The organism is Leeuwenhoekiella sp. A2, assembly GCF_047946655.1.
GTDB lineage: Bacteria > Bacteroidota > Bacteroidia > Flavobacteriales > Flavobacteriaceae > Leeuwenhoekiella.
In genome coordinates, this window is record NZ_CP172311.1 from 175307 (window position 1) to 193960 (window position 18654).

Below are 18654 nucleotides of genomic sequence, written 5' to 3' on the forward strand. Positions count from 1 at the left end.
CATGTTCGCCCTAATAGACTGTAATAATTTTTACGCTTCCTGCGAAAGGGTTTTCAATCCAGATCTAATAGGTAAACCTGTTGTGGTGCTGTCTAATAATGATGGGTGTGTTATAGCCAGAAGCAATGAGGCTAAAGCGTTGGGCATTCCCATGGGTGCTCCGGCTTTTCAGTTAAAAGCGGAATTTAAAAAAGGCAACATACATATATTTTCCAGTAATTATGCTTTGTATGGGGATATGAGCAACCGGGTAATGAATATTTTATCTGATTTTTCTCCTGAAGCGGAAATCTATTCCATCGATGAGATCTTTCTAAAATTGAACGGGTTTGAATTCTATAACCTGGATGCTTATGGCCTGCAGATGATAAAGAGGATTAAAAGAAGTACCGGTATCCCTATTAGCGTTGGTATTGCTCCCACTAAATCACTGGCTAAAGTAGCTAATAAAATTGCGAAGAAATATACAGCTCGCACAAATGGAACCTATGTTCTGGATACTTCCGACAAAATAGAAAAAGCATTAAAGTGGACAGCTATTGGAGATGTCTGGGGCATCGGGAGAAGTTATCAGAATAAACTACAGCGCATCAAGGTACAGAACGCCTGGGATTTTGTACAACTGCCCAACCAGTACGTCCTCAGGGAAATGACTATTGTAGGTCACAGGCTGCAACGTGATCTTAGCGGAGTGCCTACCCTTTACCTAGAAGAAGTGGCCCTTAAAAAAAATATAGCTGTTACCCGCTCTTTTGAACGCATGTATGAACAATATGAGGATATTCATGAGCGTCTCGCAACGTACGCTTCTAAAATTTCCCTGAAGCTGCGTAAACAAAAAAGCTGCGCACAGGTGCTGTATGTTTTTTTACAGACCAATAAGCACAGGAAAGATCTGGTTCAATATAATCCGGGCATTACCCTGCATTTGCCCGTAGCTTCAAATTCTACCATTACCATTACCAAAGTTGCCCTGGAAGGCTTAAACCGAATCTTTAAAAAAGGGTATCACTACAAAAAGGCCGGGCTTATTGCCCTCGATCTCATTCCGGATGATGCCAAACAGTTATCTTTCTTTACCGGGGAAGATCCCAGGCACAAGATATTAATGCAAACGATTGACCGTATAAATAAAAATTGTTTTGATCAAGTTAAATTCGGAGGTCAGGATCTTAAAAAAGTTTGGAAAATGCAGCAAGCGCATTTATCTAAACGATATACCACAAGATTAAATGAAATTATTGAAATCAAATGCAGGTGACTTTAAATAAAAGGTATCTATTAGGAGAATTTCACTATAACTTATGATGTAACGGCTATTAAATCTGATCCAAAAATCTTTTTATGTCTAATGAGCAATTCAAACCAGTAGAAAATAATCTCATAAAATTGTCCAATTGTTCTATGTATGCTGAAGACATTTCTTTATTCAAAAATTTTAAGCCGTAATGCTTTGTTTCAGTTTAGAAAAGATTTCTTAGATTTTATATCCGCTTTACAATCTCCAATTCCCAGTTTCTCCTTCAGTACATTTATATCCTCACTCACTTTTCTCTCTACTACCCGTGCATAGATTTGAGTAGTAGAGAGCTTAGAATGACCCAACAACTTTGACACGGTTTCAATAGGTACACCATTTGATAAAGTTACCGTGGTTGCAAATGTGTGTCGGGCCACATGAAAGGTCAATTTTTTGTTTATTTCCAGTAGCCGAGCGATCTCTTTTAGATATGTATTCGTTTTTTGATTGGAGTATACAGGAAGTACTAAATGGGTATGCTGCATTTTTAGTCGGTATCTGTCCAGAAGTTCCTGGGCTTTGGGCAAAATAGGTATCTTAACAGGAGTGTCCGTTTTTTCACGTGCCGTATATATCCACTTATTACCATCAATCCCCGGCACAATGTTATCGGCAGATAAGTTTTTGACATCTATGTAGGATAGCCCCGTGTAACATGCAAAAACAAAAATATCCCGCGTTTGAAGCAACGCAGACCTTGACGATTGAAAACCCATGATTTTTTCAAGTTCCTCTTTACTTATAAAATCCCGTTCTGCCTTTGTGAACTTCAACGCAAATTTAGAAAAGGGATCTTTTTGTACCCATTCTAATTTTTGAGCAAGGTTCAGCAATTTTTTAAGGCGCTCCAAATGTTTCATCACACCATTATTTGAAGGTGCTGGCCTATGGCTTTTAGGTTTGTAGGTGCGTAAGAAATGTTCAAAATCCAGAATAAACCCATAATTGATCTGTTTTAGATAGATATCAGTTGATTTCATCTGAACACCTAAGAATTCATAAAGATATTTTTCAGTAGTGCGATAGTTCTTCATCGTACCTGGTTTTAATACCGTTTGCATATTCAGTGTATGGTAGTCAAGAATATCTGAAAGCTTTTTAAAAGAATCATCAACACCCATATACCTTGCCTTTATCGCAGCGGCACTAAGAACCTTGTTTTCATCCTGCAATTGGCGGAAGGACTCATAGATCTGGTTGTAAATCCTGTCAATGGATTTGTTTACCTGGATACTTTCTGTACAGCTTCCCCGTAGGCGACTCTTGCGTTCATCCCATAGGGTTAAGGTAATCCTGCGTTGCAGGCTGAGTTCAATACGCTCACTATTTAAAGTGATCCTGGCATAAAGAGGTGCCTTGCCTCCTTTGGCCTTGTTTGTTTTTGGGAAAATAGTAATTCCAAAAGTCACCGGATTTTTCATAATTCTTCGTTTTCAAATTAAACACAATGCGTGAAAACGAAAGTCAAATCAGCGTTTGGGCGATATCATGCCCTTTTTTTTAGAGGTCACCGAATCGGACACATATTATATGATATTATATCAAATTCTATGAATGCCTTAAAATCATAAAACCTTGTCAATCATACGATTAACAAGGTTTTGATGCCATTTGATAATGGACTTGGTCGGGGTGGCAGGATTCGAACCTGCGACCTCCTGCTCCCAAAGCAGGCGCGATGACCGGGCTACGCTACACCCCGAAATAAAAAGGTTGCGGAGAGTATGAGATTCGAACTCATGCGACAATTGCTCGTCGACAGTTTAGCAAACTGCTCCATTAACCACTCTGGCAACTCTCCTTTTTGAACGTCACATCCTTCTCAAAATGCGGATGCAAATGTATGTTTTACTTTAGTACTAAACAAGCGTTTTGACGATTTAGATAAAACTTTTATTGAATATTTTTCACTTATCCTTCTACCACTCTATTTTCCAATCAATAAGCAATCAAAAAAATTATTCAGGATATTCTATTCTCAGGTGATAAATATTATTCAACTTAGATTTTAGTACTTTTTTTATGATTTGTATTTCCTTAAAGGTAATGTCTGCATTTAAGAATTGCCCCTCATCCATTTGTTTATTGATTATCTTTTCTACAAATGAATCTATGAGCACAGCGGTAGGGTTTTTAAGACTTTTACTCGCTGCTTCCACACTGTCTGACATCATTAAAATAGCAGTTTCTTTACTAAAAGGTAAAGGTCCCGGGTATTTAAAATCTTCAACATTCACATTTTCGCTTTGCTCCTGCGCCTTTTTATAAAAAAAGAAAACAGTACTCGTGCCATGATGCGTTCTTATAAAATCTATAATACGATCTGGCAGATTATTCTTTCGAGCTATTTCAATGCCGTTTATAACGTGATCTATAATAATCTTAGCGCTTTCTATAGGCGATAGATCTTCGTGCGTGTTAATACCGGTAGATTGGTTTTCTATAAAGTCTGTGGGATTTGGCATTTTACCTATGTCATGATACAAAGCTCCTACCCTTACAAGCATTGTATTAGCTCCTATTTCGTTAGCTGCGGCTTCTGCAAGATTTGCAACGTTCAGGCTATGGTGAAACGTACCAGGAGCCTTATTTGCCAGTTCCTTTAGAAGTTTAGAATTTGTATCTGAAAGCTCAAGCAAAGAAAGGTCACTGACCAGACCAAAAATCTTTTCGTAAGCATAAATCAAGGGCTGAACAAAAAGCGTAGCAAGACCGCAGAGCACAAAAACACCTATTGTTTCTAACTCCAGATTCTGTATTGTGCCTTCATGTATAATGTGAAAAGCAAAATACCCCAAAATGTAAATAAACGTGATCTGGCCAACCGAAATAAATAAATTGGCGCGTTTATACAGCTCTGAAACAGTAAGAATAGTAACAATACCTGCAATGACCTGCAGAAACATGTATTCTGATGTATTTGGTACAATAAAACCCAACAGCAAAATCGTGATTACATGGGTAAAAAGCCCCAATCTGGCATCAAAAAACGCCTTCAGCACAAGTGGTAAAATACAGAGCGGAACCACATAAACGTAGTTTGCATTATATTTAACAACTATCGTAGTGAGAAGCACCATCAGGATTATGTTGAAAAATATAAATGTGATTTTTGTGTTGTTCTCAAAAACCAATTCCCTATAATTCCGAATAAAAAGCAACAGCATTACTAGGGCTACCAGAACTAACAGAACGTAACCAAAAACTACCCAATTATATTTTGAAGCCGTCCAGGATTGTGATTCGTATTCCGCTTTAAGCGAATTCAAAATTTGGTAAGTGCTTTCTTCTACAATTTCACCCTTAGCCACAATGCGGCTTCCTTTAGTAATTACACCACGAGTGGGTGAGATCTTGTCAAGTTCTGCTTGTAACTCTTTATTGGTGAGTTTTTCGTCAAAAACAACATTGGGTTGCACCACTTCAAAGAAAACCTCTTTAAAGTTATTAGTCGCCTCTTTATAAGGTCCTGAAGTGAGCCTTCTGTTTATAATGCGTGTAACCTCGTCTGTGGTGTTTAAATTATCAATAACGGCTTCTTCAACTTCATTACCGCGACGCAAGTAAATGGGAGCATCATCGTCAAAAGCCGAAATATCACTTATAACACCATATTTATAGATATCTGTAAGGATCTTTGAGCCAAAGCTTTTGAGTTTATCCAGATGATTTTGAAAAATTGAATCTGTAAAAACTGCAGAAAACTGGTTCTCATAGTTAGCCATAACCTCTTCTGCTCCTTCTTGATCGTAGGTAAAATAAGGTATGATGCTACGTTCTGCATTGGCGCGTTCTTCCTCAAGTTGCTCCTTATTTTTGAGAATTGCAAAATCTACAGGGGCATACAGATTGTCGTATTGCCAAGGTTTATTTTGCTGAAAATCAAACTGAAACTTCCCGCTTTTTGGAAATAAATAAACTATGAGAATGGTGCTGGCAATACAAAGTAAGATCTTGTATAGCAAGCCTTGATTTTTATAAAATCTATTTAAAAGGTCCTTCATAAATTAAAGACAAGTGTGGTAAAAGTACTAAAATTAAGTGCAAGAGCGCATTAGTATGAACAGCTTAAAGAATCGGCTTTTCGAGTTAATTTCATTAAATTCGCAGACACTAATTCGCAAATAGACATATATGAGCAAAGAAGTCGTCATAGTTTCTGCCGCACGCACGCCTATAGGTAGTTTTATGGGCAGTTTATCTTCTGTGAGTGCTACTCAATTAGGCAGTGCAGCAATAAAAGCAGTGTTGGCTAAGATCAAGCTAGATCCTGCTCTGGTGACAGAAGTATATATGGGTAATGTTGTACAAGCCGGCGTAGGTCAGGCACCAGCGAGACAAGCAGCATTAGGTGCAGGTATTCCAGATACTGTGCCATGTACTACTGTAAACAAAGTTTGTGCATCTGGCATGAAAGCAGTGATGATGGCAACGCAATCTATTTTATTAGGTGATAATGATATCGTTATAGCGGGTGGCATGGAAAATATGAGCCAAATACCACATTACGTGCACATGCGCAATGGTGTAAAATTTGGCCCTTCTACTTTAATAGATGGTATGCAGAAAGACGGTCTTGTAGATGCATATGACGGCAATGCAATGGGTGTTTGTGCAGACGCTTGCGCGAAAGAATATAATTTTACAAGAGAAGAGCAAGATGCATTTGCAGTTAAGTCTTATGAGCGTTCTGCCGCAGCATGGGCAGATGGCAGGTTTGATGATGAAGTAATTCCCGTTGAAGTACCACAAAGACGTGGAGAACCAGTTTTAGTTAAGGAAGATGAAGAATTTAAAAACGTACGTATGGAAAAAATTTCCAGCTTGCGTCCTGCATTTTCTAAAGATGGTACTGTAACTGCTGCAAATGCTTCAACCATTAATGATGGTGCAGGTGCCGTAATATTGATGAGTAAGGATAAAGCAGATGAATTGGGTTTAACCCCGCTTTGCACAATTAAAAGTTATGCTGATGCTGCACAGGAACCAGAATGGTTTACGACAGCTCCTTCAAAAGCTCTTCCTAAAGCTTTAGATAAAGCAGGTTTAAAATTAGAAAATATTGATTTCTTCGAATTTAATGAAGCTTTCTCTGTTGTGGGTTTGGCAAATATGAAAATTCTGGGATTAACAGACGAGAATGTAAATGTAAACGGTGGTGCTGTTTCACTGGGTCATCCTTTGGGTTGTAGCGGTGTGCGAATTTTGATTACATTGATCAATGTATTAAAACAAAAGAACGCAAAACTAGGTGCTGCTGCTATATGTAATGGTGGCGGTGGTGCATCGGCTATGATAATTGAACGCCCTATTTAACAACTCCTATTAAATAAGATCCCTGCCTGATGAATTACGGCATTTGTCCTCTAAGTATTATACCTATGCGTATCGAACCTGCAGATCAGGGCGAAATGGTAAATCAGGTACTCTACGGCGAATTTTTTAAAGTTCTGGAAATCCGAAAAAAGTGGAGCAGAATCCGCCTTGCTCATGACAATTATGAAGGCTGGATAGATAATAAGCAATACCAGCTTATTGAAGCAGAACAATACAACCAGGCAGAAGACAAAGACACTTTGCTGGCGTCTGACATATTACAAATGGTTAGCGGTAATGATCATGTAATTATTAGTATTCCTCTGGGAGCTACAGTTAGCAATCTTGAATTAACTTCTCATTCTTATGAAGGTAATTCTGTTAGTGAGAAAAATGGTAAAGAAGCTTTACTACATACTGCCCTACTTTATTTAAAAAGTCCTTATTTATGGGGAGGTCGCACTCCTTTTGGGCTCGATTGCAGCGGTTTTACACAAATGGTTTATAGATTAAACGGGCATCAATTATTTCGCGATGCATCGCAACAAGCTGCACAAGGTGAGCCATTAAGTTTTATAGAAGAGAGTGAGCCCGGTGACCTGGCCTTTTTTGACAATGACGAGGGCGCTATTACTCACGTAGGCATTATGATGCAGGATAATCACATCATACACTGCCATGGTGAAGTGCGTATTGATCGTATAGACCACTCCGGGATTTATAATGCTGAAAGACGTATACACACCCACAAATTAAGGGTGATTAAGAAGATTATTTAATATTATTTACCTGATTTTAAAGCTAAATAGAACGATTTTTATGTTTTAAAACCGGTTTTTTATACTAAAAAGTGGCTAATCCTGGTACTTTGCCTTCTTAGAACCTGCGTAGATATCATATTTTACAAAACGCGATTCTAAAGCTCCGTTATACATCTTTATTTTTCTGGAGGTACGTAGACCTACATGTTTTAAAGCTTCAAGATTAGAAGTAATAAACCATGCTTCGGTTCCCGGGTAACTTTGTTTTAAAGTATCACCTATATTTTTGTAGAAACTTTCAATATCAACTTCAAGTCTTTCGCCATACGGCGGATTAAACACCATCTGTAAGTGACGCTCCTTTTGCTTTTCAGTTTTAAAGAAATCCTCGTGCTTTACAGTGATAAATTCACTAAGCTCTGCATTTTTAATATTCTCTTTTGCTTTTTCAATGGCAGAAGGTGCCTTGTCATAGCCTGTTATTTCAAAATGAAACTCGGTCATTTTCTTCAATGCTCCTGCTTCAATTATATCAAAAAGATCGGGATCCCAATCTTTCCAGTTTTCAAAAGCGAACTGTCTTCTGTTTAAATTAGGAGGAATATTACAGGCGATCATCGCAGCTTCTATAAGCATCGTACCGCTACCACACATGGGGTCTATAAAATCACTATGTCCCTTCCAGCCGCTAAGCAATAAAAGACCGGCAGCAAGAACTTCATTTATAGGCGCGATATTAGTAGAAGTCCTGTAGCCGCGTTGATGCAATGAAACACCAGAACTATCTAAAGATACTGTACAGGTATTAAATTTTATATGTATATCAATACTTAAACCGGGAAATTTTAGATCTACATCGGGTCTTCTCCCTGTAGTCTCCCTAAATTGATCTACAAGAGCATCTTTCGCTTTAAGCGCAACATATTGTGAGTGCGTGAAAACCTCACTATGAACCGTGGCATTGATGGCAAAAGTGCCATCAACAGGCATATAGTCGCTCCAGTCTATACTTTTTACAGCATTGTAAAGCTCATCTTCATTTTTAATGGTGAAAGCGGCTATAGGTTTTAGAATTTTAATTGCTGTACGGCAACACAAATTGGCTTTATACATAAAACCGGTATCCCCACTAAAACTCACACTGCGCACCCCGGGTTCAATATCACCCGCCCCCAGATTACGAAGTTCTGTTGCTAATATATCCTCAAGGCCAAAGAGAGTTTTGGCCACCATTTTAAAGTTAGATGCCATGAAAAAAATTTAGATTACAAAAATAAGCTAATTTTACAGGCTATATACTACCAACCGAAGACTTGTATTTTATGACGTTTATTCTGCCTGTTATTGCGGTAATTATTGGCTTTTTAATAACGATTATCTTTAAACCGGCCCTATCTACAGGGATAAAGCTCTTGCTTTCTTTTAGCGGCGCCTTCTTACTTTCTGTAACAGTTTTTGAGTTTTTGCCAGAGCTATATTCTTCAGGTGTTAAAGATGTGGGTATTTTTATAATGGCAGGTCTACTTCTTCAAATTTTATTAGAATTTTTATCTGGAGGTGCAGAACATGGTCACATGCACGTAGACGGGACGATGAAAACCATACCGTGGATGCTTTTCTTAAGCCTGTGCGCTCACGCGACACTTGAAGGTTTTCCTCTTTCTGAAAACAGAGATCTGCTTTATGGTATCGTAGTGCATAAAATACCCATAGCAGTTATCATCAGTTCATTTCTCGGATTTTCAAATATTTCTAAAACACAAATAGCGCTGTTTCTAATACTTTTTGCTGCAATGACACCTTTAGGCAGCTGGTTGGGAAGTATGAATACCTGGTCTGAAGTAGCAAAAGTTAGGATAAATGCACTCGTAGTAGGAGTACTTTTACATGTATCAACAACAATTTTATTTGAATCTTCAAAGAATCACCAGTTCAACACCTCAAAATTTCTTGTAATCATCTTAGGTATAGCACTAGCTTATTTTTTATAATATGTATAGCAAAGAAGAATCAAAACAGGTACGGGAACAATTCTGGATATTCTTTGGAAAGCGCTATCCGCGAAAGTGGATCTTGTACGACACCAAAGTAAAAGAGATGAATCTTAAATTCTCTTTTAACAATCATGAAGCTCTGGTTTCTATAGACATTGAAACATTAGACGAAACGATACGGGAATATTATTTTGAAAGATTTACAAGTCTGAAAAAATTGATGCAGACTGAAATTTCTGAAGATTTGATCTTTGAAGAGAACTATGTACGCACCAGCGGCAAGGTCATTTCACGAATTTATTTAAAACTGGCCCAGGTAAACATTCATAATAAAAATCAATGGCCGGAAGTGTTTGAATTTTTCCATACTAATATGGAGAAAATTGAGATATTCTGGATTGAATATCAGGATTTTATTACTGCTTAAATTACATCATAAAAAATAAACAAATAGTGGCAAATACTTCCCCCCAACACAAAAAAATGCCAAATTAGGTGATTATACGGGATTCGCTCAATAGCATAAAAAATAATTCCCACAGTATAAAAAGCACCGCCAGCCATGAGAAAATTAAGACCAGTATCTGTTGTTTTAGCAACCAATTCCTGAAAATCAAAAACGATAAGCCAACCCATTGCGAGATATAGAAGCAATGAAAAAAGTTCAAACTTACCTGTAAAGAATATTTTAAGTACAGTTCCCAGTGCTGCAATTCCCCAGACTATCCAGAAAATAAGCCAACCTGCTCCCTTTTCTAATGTTATTAAAGCAACTGGCGTATAGGTGCCGGCAATAAGAATATAAATGCTAATATGATCAATTTTACGTAAAATGTATTTCCATTTTACATGACTTACGGCATGATAAACAGTTGATGCTGAATATAATATTATAATTGAAATCGCATAAAACCATATACTCATAGTGCTATATTCTCCTCTTCCTGTATTAAAAACAAATAAAAAGAATAAACCCACTATACCCAGCAAAACACCTATGGCATGTGAGGCTGCGTTTAAGAATTCTTCATCCTTATAATTCATGCCTGTAAAATTAACGCGCTGTCAAACAAAAGAGTAGTTTTATTGAAAGAAATTGCTAAATCAACTATTATATGAGCAAGATTGAAAGCTGATTTTAATGATTAAAAAGCCATTTTTTTTCGAGAATTGTAGCGTTTTCTGAAGATATCCAATAGAAAGATTGGTATTCTAGTGGGTTTTCCACTTAAATCAGGCGGTTTTCACTGATTTTATTACGCTGATTTTAGTCAATTCTGGTCGATTTCCGCTCGTTTTGGGCAGATTTTGAAGCATGGTGTTCTGTAATGTAGTTGGGTATAGCGCAAAAAAAAATCCCCATCAATTGAATGATGAGGATTTTAAAACAAGGCGGCGACCTACTCTCCCACGAGATGCAGTACCATCGGCGCAAACGGGCTTAACTACTCTGTTCGGAATGGTAAGAGGTGAGCCCCGTCGCTATAACCACCTTAAATCTTTCCCCTTTCTATCTTCTCTTTGAGAAGATAGCGCTACCTATTTTTAATCCCTCCCTTTTGGGGAGGACAGGTGGGGCTAATAAGTTAACATACTGGGCAATAATAAGGAATATCAAGAAGTGATAGTTCACTTTGAAAAGTAAAGAGTGTCACCCCCCACTTACAAGAAGTGGGGAGGACGATTGTACATAAGCTTACGGGTTATTAGTACTACTCGGCTATGACATTACTGCCTTTACACCTGTAGCCTATCAACGTGGTCGTCTCCCACGGCCCTTTAAAGAAATCTCATCTTGTGGTGGGTTTCGCGCTTATATGCTTTCAGCGCTTATCCCTTCCCGACATAGCTACCCAGCAGTGCTCCTGGCGGAACAACTGGTACACCAGCGGTCAGTTCAACCCGGTCCTCTCGTACTAGGGTCAAATCCACTCAAATTTCTAGCGCCCACTATAGATAGAGACCGAACTGTCTCACGACGTTCTGAACCCAGCTCGCGTGCCACTTTAATGGGCGAACAGCCCAACCCTTGGGACCTTCTCCAGCCCCAGGATGTGACGAGCCGACATCGAGGTGCCAAACCCCCCCGTCGATGTGAGCTCTTGGGGGAGATCAGCCTGTTATCCCCGGAGTACCTTTTATCCTTTGAGCGATGGCCCTTCCATGCGGAACCACCGGATCACTATGCTCTACTTTCGTACCTGATCGACCTGTATGTCTCTCAGTCAAGCTCCCTTATGCCATTGCACGCTACACACGATTGCCAACCGTGTTGAGGGAACCTTTAGAAGCCTCCGTTACTCTTTTGGAGGCGACCACCCCAGTCAAACTACCCACCAAGCACTGTCCTTCCAATGGAAGTTAGGCTTCAAACAAGTAAAGGGTGGTATTTCAACAATGACTCCACCACGCCTGGCGACGCAGCTTCAAAGTCTCCCACCTATCCTACACATCACTTGTCCAAAGTCAATACTAAGCTATAGTAAAGGTTCACGGGGTCTTTTCGTCCCATAGCGGGTAATCGGCATCTTCACCGATACTACAATTTCACCGAGCTCATGGCCGAGACAGTGTCCAGATCGTTGCACCATTCGTGCAGGTCGGAACTTACCCGACAAGGAATTTCGCTACCTTAGGACCGTTATAGTTACGGCCGCCGTTTACCGGGGCTTCAATTCAATGCTTTGCCGAAGCTAACATCTCCTCTTAACCTTCCGGCACCGGGCAGGTGTCAGGCCCTATACATCATCTTTCGATTTAGCAGAGCCCTGTGTTTTTGATAAACAGTCGCCTGGACCTCTTCACTGCGGCCCCACCGGAGTGGGGCGACCCTTCTCCCGAAGTTACGGGTCGATTTTGCCTAGTTCCTTAGCCATGAATCTCTCGAGCACCTTAGAATTCTCATCCCAACTACCTGTGTCGGTTTACGGTACGGGCTGCTTCACTCGCTTTTCTTGGAAGGTACTCCACTGGATTATCACCGTGGCCGTGGCCGTAGTGTACTATCCCTACCTTACGGTAGGTTCAACGTGCTATTCCGTCAGCACGCACCAGCTTTATACCTCCGTCACTTTTAACGTGAGCAGGTACAGAAATATTAATCTGTTGTCCATCCACTACCCCTTTCGGGTTCGCGTTAGGTCCCGACTGACCCCCAGCTGATTAGCATGGCTGGGGAAACCTTGGTCTTTCGGTGTGCGGGTTTCTCGCCCGCATTATCGTTACTTATGCCTACATTTTCTTTTGTAACCAATCCAGCATACCTCGCAGTACACCTTCAACTTTGTTACAATGCTCCCCTACCCATCTTTCGATGCCATAGCTTCGGTAGTATGTTTATGCCCGATTATTATCCATGCCGGACCGCTCGACTAGTGAGCTGTTACGCACTCTTTAAATGAATGGCTGCTTCCAAGCCAACATCCTAGCTGTCTGGGCAGTCCAACCGCGTTTTTTCAACTTAACATACATTTGGGGACCTTAGCTGATGGTCTGGGTTCTTTCCCTCTCGGACATGGACCTTAGCACCCATGCCCTCACTGCACATAAACATTTTATAGCATTCGGAGTTTGTCAGGAATTGGTAGGCGGTGAAGCCCCCGCATCCAATCAGTAGCTCTACCTCTATAAAACTATATGCACGCTGCACCTAAATGCATTTCGGGGAGTACGAGCTATTTCCGAGTTTGATTGGCCTTTCACCCCTACCCTCAGGTCATCCCAAGACTTTTCAACGTCAACGGGTTCGGTCCTCCACTATGTGTTACCACAGCTTCAACCTGCCCAAGGGTAGATCACACGGTTTCGCGTCTACTCAACCTAACTAAACGCCCTATTCAGACTCGCTTTCGCTACGGATCCGCACCTGAAGTGCTTAACCTTGCTAGATAAAGTAACTCGTAGGCTCATTATGCAAAAGGCACGCCGTCACAGAACAAGTCTGCTCCGACCGCTTGTAGGCGTATGGTTTCAGGATCTATTTCACTCCCTTGTTCAGGGTTCTTTTCACCTTTCCCTCACGGTACTGGTTCACTATCGGTCTCTCAGGAGTATTTAGCCTTGGCGGATGGTCCCGCCAGATTCATACAGGGTTTCACGTGCCCCGCACTACTCAGGATACCACTATCGATAACGTTCTTTACTTATACCGGACTATCACCGTCTATGGTTTGGCTTTCCAACCAATTCTAATTCATTGCGCATCAAATGTCGTGGTCCTACAACCCCGATACTGCCGTAACAGTATCGGTTTGGGCTAATCCGAGTTCGCTCGCCGCTACTATCGGAATCACTATTGTTTTCTCTTCCTCCGGGTACTTAGATGTTTCAGTTCCCCGGGTTCGCCTCCTTGCGGATAATACATCTTCAATGTACTGGGTTGCCCCATTCGGATATCTGCGGATCAATTTGTATGTGCCAATCCCCGCAGCTTTTCGCAGCTTATCACGTCCTTCATCGCCTCTGAGAGCCTAGGCATTCCCCATACGCCCTTATTTAGCTTATTGTACTTTTTGCTCTTTAATCTTATTCTAATGAGTTCTATCTATTTGGTGTATTTAAGTATTGCTACCTAAATACGCTCTTATATTCTCTCGTATTCTTATTATTTCCCAATATGTCAATGAACTTTTTTCAATAAGTCTCCCTATTAAAAGGCTTGTCTTTGCTAATATCCCATAAACCTTAAGTTTATCTATATCTCGACAAGCGTATGTGGAGAATATCGGAGTCGAACCGATGACCTCCTGCGTGCAAGGCAGGCGCTCTAGCCAGCTGAGCTAATCCCCCATTATAAATTCAGAATTTAGAATTCAGAATTTAGAATTTAGAATTCTCAACTTCTAAAATTTCCTTCAAATTTTCAATCAATGAACTTTAAGTCTCTAGTTTTTACCCTTAACTTATCTGCACCTCAGGCACAAAGTAGTCTCAGGCAGACTCGAACTGCCGACCTCTACATTATCAGTGTAGCGCTCTAACCAGCTGAGCTATGAGACTGTCCTTTATCAGAGAGTATGACCTTCTTCATTATAAAGAAGGCCGCATCTCTAACAAAATATCTTGAATTAACAGCTATAAAGACCAAAATGTCCTTTTAAACCCTATGTCTTTCCTTAAAGTCGCGTCTTTATCTCAATTGCTTGAGAAAAGCTCTAGAAAGGAGGTGTTCCAGCCGCACCTTCCGGTACGGCTACCTTGTTACGACTTAGCCCCAGTTACCGGTCTTACCCTAGGCCGCTCCTTACGGTGACGGACTTCAGGTACCCCCAGCTTCCATGGCTTGACGGGCGGTGTGTACAAGGCCCGGGAACGTATTCACCGCATCATGGCTGATATGCGATTACTAGCGATTCCAGCTTCACGGGGTCGAGTTGCAGACCCCGATCCGAACTGTGACCGGTTTTATAGATTCGCTCCTCCTTACGAAGTGGCTGCTCTCTGTACCGGCCATTGTAGCACGTGTGTGGCCCAGGACGTAAGGGCCGTGATGATTTGACGTCATCCCCACCTTCCTCACAGTTTGCACTGGCAGTCTTGTTAGAGTTCCCGACATGACTCGCTGGCAACTAACAACAGGGGTTGCGCTCGTTATAGGACTTAACCTGACACCTCACGGCACGAGCTGACGACAACCATGCAGCACCTTGTAATCTGTCCGAAGAAAAATCTGTTTCCAAATCTGTCAGACTACATTTAAGCCCTGGTAAGGTTCCTCGCGTATCATCGAATTAAACCACATGCTCCACCGCTTGTGCGGGCCCCCGTCAATTCCTTTGAGTTTCATTCTTGCGAACGTACTCCCCAGGTGGGTTACTTATCACTTTCGCTTGGCCACTGAGCCCTTAATTAGGCCCAACAGCTAGTAACCATCGTTTACGGCGTGGACTACCAGGGTATCTAATCCTGTTCGCTCCCCACGCTTTCGTCCATCAGTGTCAATCAATTATTAGTAGCCTGCCTTCGCAATCGGTATTCTATGTAATATCTATGCATTTCACCGCTACACTACATATTCTAGCTACTTCATAACAATTCAAGGCCAACAGTATCAATGGCAGTTCTACAGTTGAGCTGCAGACTTTCACCACTGACTGATTGGCCCACCTACGGACCCTTTAAACCCAATGATTCCGGATAACGCTTGCACCCTCCGTATTACCGCGGCTGCTGGCACGGAGTTAGCCGGTGCTTATTCATACGGTACCGTCATCGGACTACACGTAGTCCTTATTCTTCCCGTATAAAAGCAGTTTACAACCCATAGGGCCGTCTTCCTGCACGCGGCATGGCTGGATCAGGCTTCCGCCCATTGTCCAATATTCCTCACTGCTGCCTCCCGTAGGAGTCTGGTCCGTGTCTCAGTACCAGTGTGGGGGATCTCCCTCTCAGGACCCCTACCTATCGTAGCCTAGGTGTGCCGTTACCACACCTACTAGCTAATAGGACGCATGCTCATCTTGTACCGTAACCTTTAATAAATAAGTGATGCCACTCATCTATACTATGGGGGATTAATCCAAGTTTCCCTGGGCTATACCCCAGTACAAGGCAGATTGCATACGCGTTACGCACCCGTGCGCCACTCGTCAGCTTCCCGAAGGAACTGTTACCGTTCGACTTGCATGTGTTAGGCCTGCCGCTAGCGTTCATCCTGAGCCAGGATCAAACTCTTCATCGTTGTCTCTTATATACTATTCAACGACTTCAAGGAAAATTTTAGGTGTAACAAATAAATTTGCTACGAGCTCAAAATGGTCATTCTAGTCTTTAATTTCTAGTATTATTTACTTCTAAATAATACGCGCTGTCAATTCAATAAATCAATGAACTTCAAGTTGTTTAACCAACTCTATTCTTGCTAGATGTAAGGGAGTTGAACCCCTATTTTAAAAACAAATCCTAAACTCGTTTTTCTTAACCTCTCATCTTGTTTTAGAACCTCACTTACTCTCTCTGTAAGCGGCTGCAAATATACAACTCTTTTTATTTAACCACCAAAACTTTTTTTAAGTTTTTTTTAGTGAATATTTTTGAAGATTTGTAAGAACTTTCCGACGTGTTTTTCAACTAAACCGGAAGGCAAAGATACTACGCTTTTTTAATCCTGCAAGCACTTTGCTAATCTTTTTTTGCATTATTTTTAAAGAACATTTCCCGCAGCACTTTCGTGTTATTTGGGTCGGCAAAGATACTCTAGATATTTAAACCTGCAAGTATTTTTTTTATTCTTTTTAAAATATTTTTCAGAACGTTTCCCTAACCACTTTTTCCGTTTTTAGGGAGCGCAAATATAGAAAGGTTTCTCGACTGAGCAAGCTTAATTTTATCATTTTTTTAATATTTTTTACTTACACTTCATTATCAATTAAATACGGTTATATAAATATGTCTTGTTTATGAATTTGTAAAGCCTTAGGCTTTATTTACTGTCACTATGAGCCAATACAACTACAAAATTCAACACTTGAGTTCTATTTATATAATTTGAACACTTCTTTTATATATATTAGATCTTATAAAATATCCTAATTATGAAAACAGCTGTAACTCTCTTATTACTTCTTTTAAATACTATTATGTATAGTCAGGAAAAAGGGACAACAATTAAGGTATCTGTAAATAATATTGCGGGAACAGAGGGAACTGTACAATTTGGACTCTATACAGAAGAGACTTTTATGGTAGCACCCCCTCTGCAAACTGCAGAAGGCACAATAGAAGAGGGCAAAACAATAGTCACCTTTAATAATATAGAACCAGGAAATTATGCTGTGCTTTGCTATTATGACAAGAATGATAACAAACAAATGGACTTTGACACAAATGGAATGCCCCTAGAAAGCTATGGCTCTTCTAACAACAATATGACTATGGGACCACCACAATGGGAAGATTCAAAATTCGAAGTACAGCAAGATCCTATAATACTTGAAATAAGACTTTAGATTTAAGGTCGTATATAGTAGAAGTCTCTTATATATAATAGGAGACTTTTTTATTATAGAAAAACCCCAACTTTTAAATGAATTTTAATAAATTTTATCAATAGCTAATGTACTTTTGTCAATGTAAAATTAAAGTATGACAATCACTCAATTAAAATATGTACTGGCTGTTGCCGAAAATCAAAATTTCACGAAAGCTGCAGAAAAGACTTTTGTAACGCAGCCTACATTAAGCATGCAAATACAGAAACTAGAAGATGAGCTGGATATTCTCATATTTGATCGCGGTAAAAAACCTATTGAACTAACTGAAATAGGAAAGAAGATTGTTAACCAGGCACGAAATATTGTAAATGAAGCAAATCGCATTTCTGATATAGTAGATCAACAAAAGGGTTTTATAGGTGGAGAGTTTAAACTAGGTGTAATACCTACTGTGATGCCAACACTACTCCCCATGTTTCTTCGCAATTTCATCAATAGATACCCTAAGGTGAAATTAAAGATTGAAGAAATGCCAACTGAAACTATTATAGGCAAACTTGAAGAAGGTCATCTTGATGCAGCAATTGCAGCGACTCCTTTACATGCTGAAAATATAAAAGAGCGTCCTCTTTATTACGAGCCTTTCGTTGCTTACATACCACAAAATCACAAATTACATCATCAAAAAAGTTTAACTACAGCAGATCTTGATCTTAATGATATGTTACTCTTAGAAGATGGGCACTGTTTTAGAGACGGGGTTATCAACTTATGTAAGACAAACAGAAATTTTGAAGAGGAAGTTTTTTCGCTTGAAAGCGGAAGTTTTGAAACGCTTATAAAACTGGCTAATGAAGGTTTAGGGATGACCCTTCTCCCCTACCTGCATACTTTAGAAATTAAAGATAGCGAGAAGCAATACTTGCATCATTTCACAGAACCTGCACCAGCAAGAGAAGTAAGTTTATTATATCATAAGAGCGAACTCAAAATGCAGATCATAGAAGTATTGCGATCTACAATAGCCGGCGTAGTAAAAGGAGCTATTACTTTTCAAAATGTACAAATAATAAGTCCGTTGCCGAAGCAATAAAAAACAGCTTTAAAGCAAAAAAAGCCTCCGTACGGAGGCTTTTATATTTTAAGGATTTAAGTATACCAGACAATTATCAAGTTCTGGATGTGTTTTTGTAAGATTGATAATCCATACACGCAATTCCTCTATTTCATAAGGAAGTAAACGTTTGACTGCTTTTTCTAATTCTTTGCAGAAAAGTACGGCGTCAAAACTAACTTTGTTAAGTATAGTTTTGGTGTACTCAAACATTGCTCTTGCCATATTTGATCTGATT

Annotated in this window: 12 protein-coding genes, 4 tRNA genes and 3 rRNA genes; 7 read left to right on the forward strand and 12 right to left on the reverse strand. The window is 40.0% G+C overall.

Translation table 11 applies throughout. The features are described 5' to 3' along the window. Position 1: 1 nt before the first annotated feature. Positions 2 to 1261, forward strand: a complete 1260-nt coding sequence (locus tag ACH3PA_RS00810; protein WP_416441469.1) for a Y-family DNA polymerase — start codon at positions 2 to 4, stop codon at positions 1259 to 1261. 197 nt (positions 1262 to 1458) lie between these two features. On the opposite strand, the gene ACH3PA_RS00815 is transcribed toward ACH3PA_RS00810, so the two are convergent. From ACH3PA_RS00815 to ACH3PA_RS00830, 4 genes are all read right to left on the reverse strand, one after another. Then, positions 1459 to 2721: a site-specific integrase gene (locus tag ACH3PA_RS00815; RefSeq protein WP_416441467.1), complete on the reverse strand. Its 1263-nt coding sequence runs from the start codon at positions 2719 to 2721 to the stop codon at positions 1459 to 1461. A gap of 203 nt (positions 2722 to 2924) precedes the next feature. Further along, positions 2925 to 3002, reverse strand: a tRNA-Pro gene (locus tag ACH3PA_RS00820). A gap of 14 nt (positions 3003 to 3016) precedes the next feature. Further along, a tRNA-Ser gene (locus ACH3PA_RS00825) sits at positions 3017 to 3101 on the reverse strand. 157 nt (positions 3102 to 3258) lie between these two features. Continuing rightward, a complete protein-coding gene (locus ACH3PA_RS00830) occupies positions 3259 to 5304 on the reverse strand; it encodes an HD family phosphohydrolase (RefSeq protein ID WP_416441465.1) in 2046 nt (681 codons plus the stop codon). A 130-nt stretch (positions 5305 to 5434) separates the two neighbouring features. On the opposite strand from ACH3PA_RS00830, the gene ACH3PA_RS00835 reads away from it, so the two are divergent. Both ACH3PA_RS00835 and ACH3PA_RS00840 read left to right on the forward strand, forming a co-directional pair. Next, positions 5435 to 6616 (forward strand): acetyl-CoA C-acyltransferase, encoded by a 1182-nt coding sequence (locus ACH3PA_RS00835; RefSeq protein ID WP_416441463.1) that lies wholly within the window; start codon positions 5435 to 5437, stop codon positions 6614 to 6616. 29 nt (positions 6617 to 6645) lie between these two features. Next, positions 6646 to 7395 carry an NlpC/P60 family protein gene (locus ACH3PA_RS00840; protein WP_416441461.1) on the forward strand — a complete coding sequence of 250 codons (750 nt, stop codon included), beginning with the start codon at positions 6646 to 6648 and terminating at the stop codon, positions 7393 to 7395. 75 nt (positions 7396 to 7470) lie between these two features. Here the strand turns inward: ACH3PA_RS00840 and ACH3PA_RS00845 are convergent, their stop codons facing one another. Next, positions 7471 to 8628 carry a THUMP domain-containing class I SAM-dependent RNA methyltransferase gene (locus ACH3PA_RS00845; protein WP_416441459.1) on the reverse strand — a complete coding sequence of 386 codons (1158 nt, stop codon included), beginning with the start codon at positions 8626 to 8628 and terminating at the stop codon, positions 7471 to 7473. 71 nt (positions 8629 to 8699) lie between these two features. Here ACH3PA_RS00845 and ACH3PA_RS00850 point away from each other — a divergent pair, with 71 nt between their 5' ends. Further along, positions 8700 to 9368 (forward strand): ZIP family metal transporter, encoded by a 669-nt coding sequence (locus ACH3PA_RS00850; RefSeq protein WP_416441457.1) that lies wholly within the window; start codon positions 8700 to 8702, stop codon positions 9366 to 9368. 1 nt (position 9369) lies between these two features. Further along, positions 9370 to 9798, forward strand: coding sequence for a DUF4268 domain-containing protein (locus tag ACH3PA_RS00855; RefSeq protein WP_416441455.1), 429 nt, complete (start codon positions 9370 to 9372; stop codon positions 9796 to 9798). Here ACH3PA_RS00855 and trhA read toward each other — a convergent pair. The 6 genes from trhA to ACH3PA_RS00885 form a co-directional block, all read right to left on the reverse strand. Further along, entirely contained in the window at positions 9795 to 10415 is a 621-nt protein-coding gene (gene trhA / locus ACH3PA_RS00860) for a PAQR family membrane homeostasis protein TrhA (protein WP_416441453.1), read from the reverse strand. The two genes, ACH3PA_RS00855 and trhA, sit on opposite strands and share 4 nt — an antisense overlap. 343 nt (positions 10416 to 10758) lie before the next feature. Next, positions 10759 to 10867, reverse strand: a 5S ribosomal RNA gene (gene rrf / locus ACH3PA_RS00865). A 191-nt stretch (positions 10868 to 11058) separates the two neighbouring features. After that, positions 11059 to 13875, reverse strand: a 23S ribosomal RNA gene (locus ACH3PA_RS00870). Positions 13876 to 14085: 210 nt separating this feature from the next. Further along, positions 14086 to 14159: transfer RNA gene (locus tag ACH3PA_RS00875), tRNA-Ala, on the reverse strand. A 136-nt stretch (positions 14160 to 14295) separates the two neighbouring features. Continuing rightward, a tRNA-Ile gene (locus ACH3PA_RS00880) sits at positions 14296 to 14369 on the reverse strand. A gap of 159 nt (positions 14370 to 14528) precedes the next feature. After that, positions 14529 to 16050, reverse strand: a 16S ribosomal RNA gene (locus ACH3PA_RS00885). The 16S, 23S and 5S rRNA genes sit together here with 2 tRNA genes alongside, the layout of an rRNA operon. Before the next feature lie 853 nt (positions 16051 to 16903). On the opposite strand from ACH3PA_RS00885, the gene ACH3PA_RS00890 reads away from it, so the two are divergent. Both ACH3PA_RS00890 and ACH3PA_RS00895 read left to right on the forward strand, forming a co-directional pair. Next, positions 16904 to 17317, forward strand: a complete 414-nt coding sequence (locus ACH3PA_RS00890) for a DUF2141 domain-containing protein (protein ID WP_416448361.1) — start codon at positions 16904 to 16906, stop codon at positions 17315 to 17317. 136 nt (positions 17318 to 17453) lie between these two features. Then, on the forward strand, positions 17454 to 18395 hold the full coding sequence (locus ACH3PA_RS00895; protein ID WP_416441449.1) for a LysR family transcriptional regulator: 942 nt from the start codon (positions 17454 to 17456) through the stop codon (positions 18393 to 18395). Positions 18396 to 18443: 48 nt separating this feature from the next. Here ACH3PA_RS00895 and ACH3PA_RS00900 read toward each other — a convergent pair whose 3' ends face one another. After that, positions 18444 to 18641 carry a hypothetical protein gene (locus tag ACH3PA_RS00900; RefSeq protein ID WP_416441448.1) on the reverse strand — a complete coding sequence of 66 codons (198 nt, stop codon included), beginning with the start codon at positions 18639 to 18641 and terminating at the stop codon, positions 18444 to 18446. Positions 18642 to 18654: the final 13 nt, after the last annotated feature.

Excerpts from the sequence above, each read along its gene's own strand:
- ACH3PA_RS00815 (WP_416441467.1), bottom strand. The coding sequence starts at position 2,721 with ATGAAAAATCCGGTGACTTTTGGAATTACTATTTTCCCAAAAACAAAC.
- ACH3PA_RS00835 (WP_416441463.1), top strand. The coding sequence starts at position 5,435 with ATGAGCAAAGAAGTCGTCATAGTTTCTGCCGCACGCACGCCTATAGGT.
- ACH3PA_RS00890 (WP_416448361.1), top strand. The coding sequence starts at position 16,904 with ATGAAAACAGCTGTAACTCTCTTATTACTTCTTTTAAATACTATTATG.
- ACH3PA_RS00830 (WP_416441465.1), bottom strand. The coding sequence starts at position 5,304 with ATGAAGGACCTTTTAAATAGATTTTATAAAAATCAAGGCTTGCTATAC.
- ACH3PA_RS00895 (WP_416441449.1), top strand. The coding sequence starts at position 17,454 with ATGACAATCACTCAATTAAAATATGTACTGGCTGTTGCCGAAAATCAA.
- ACH3PA_RS00855 (WP_416441455.1), top strand. The coding sequence starts at position 9,370 with ATGTATAGCAAAGAAGAATCAAAACAGGTACGGGAACAATTCTGGATA.
- ACH3PA_RS00900 (WP_416441448.1), bottom strand. The coding sequence starts at position 18,641 with ATGGCAAGAGCAATGTTTGAGTACACCAAAACTATACTTAACAAAGTT.
- ACH3PA_RS00810 (WP_416441469.1), top strand. The coding sequence starts at position 2 with ATGTTCGCCCTAATAGACTGTAATAATTTTTACGCTTCCTGCGAAAGG.
- ACH3PA_RS00850 (WP_416441457.1), top strand. The coding sequence starts at position 8,700 with ATGACGTTTATTCTGCCTGTTATTGCGGTAATTATTGGCTTTTTAATA.
- ACH3PA_RS00840 (WP_416441461.1), top strand. The coding sequence starts at position 6,646 with ATGAATTACGGCATTTGTCCTCTAAGTATTATACCTATGCGTATCGAA.
- ACH3PA_RS00845 (WP_416441459.1), bottom strand. The coding sequence starts at position 8,628 with ATGGCATCTAACTTTAAAATGGTGGCCAAAACTCTCTTTGGCCTTGAG.
- trhA (WP_416441453.1), bottom strand. The coding sequence starts at position 10,415 with ATGAATTATAAGGATGAAGAATTCTTAAACGCAGCCTCACATGCCATA.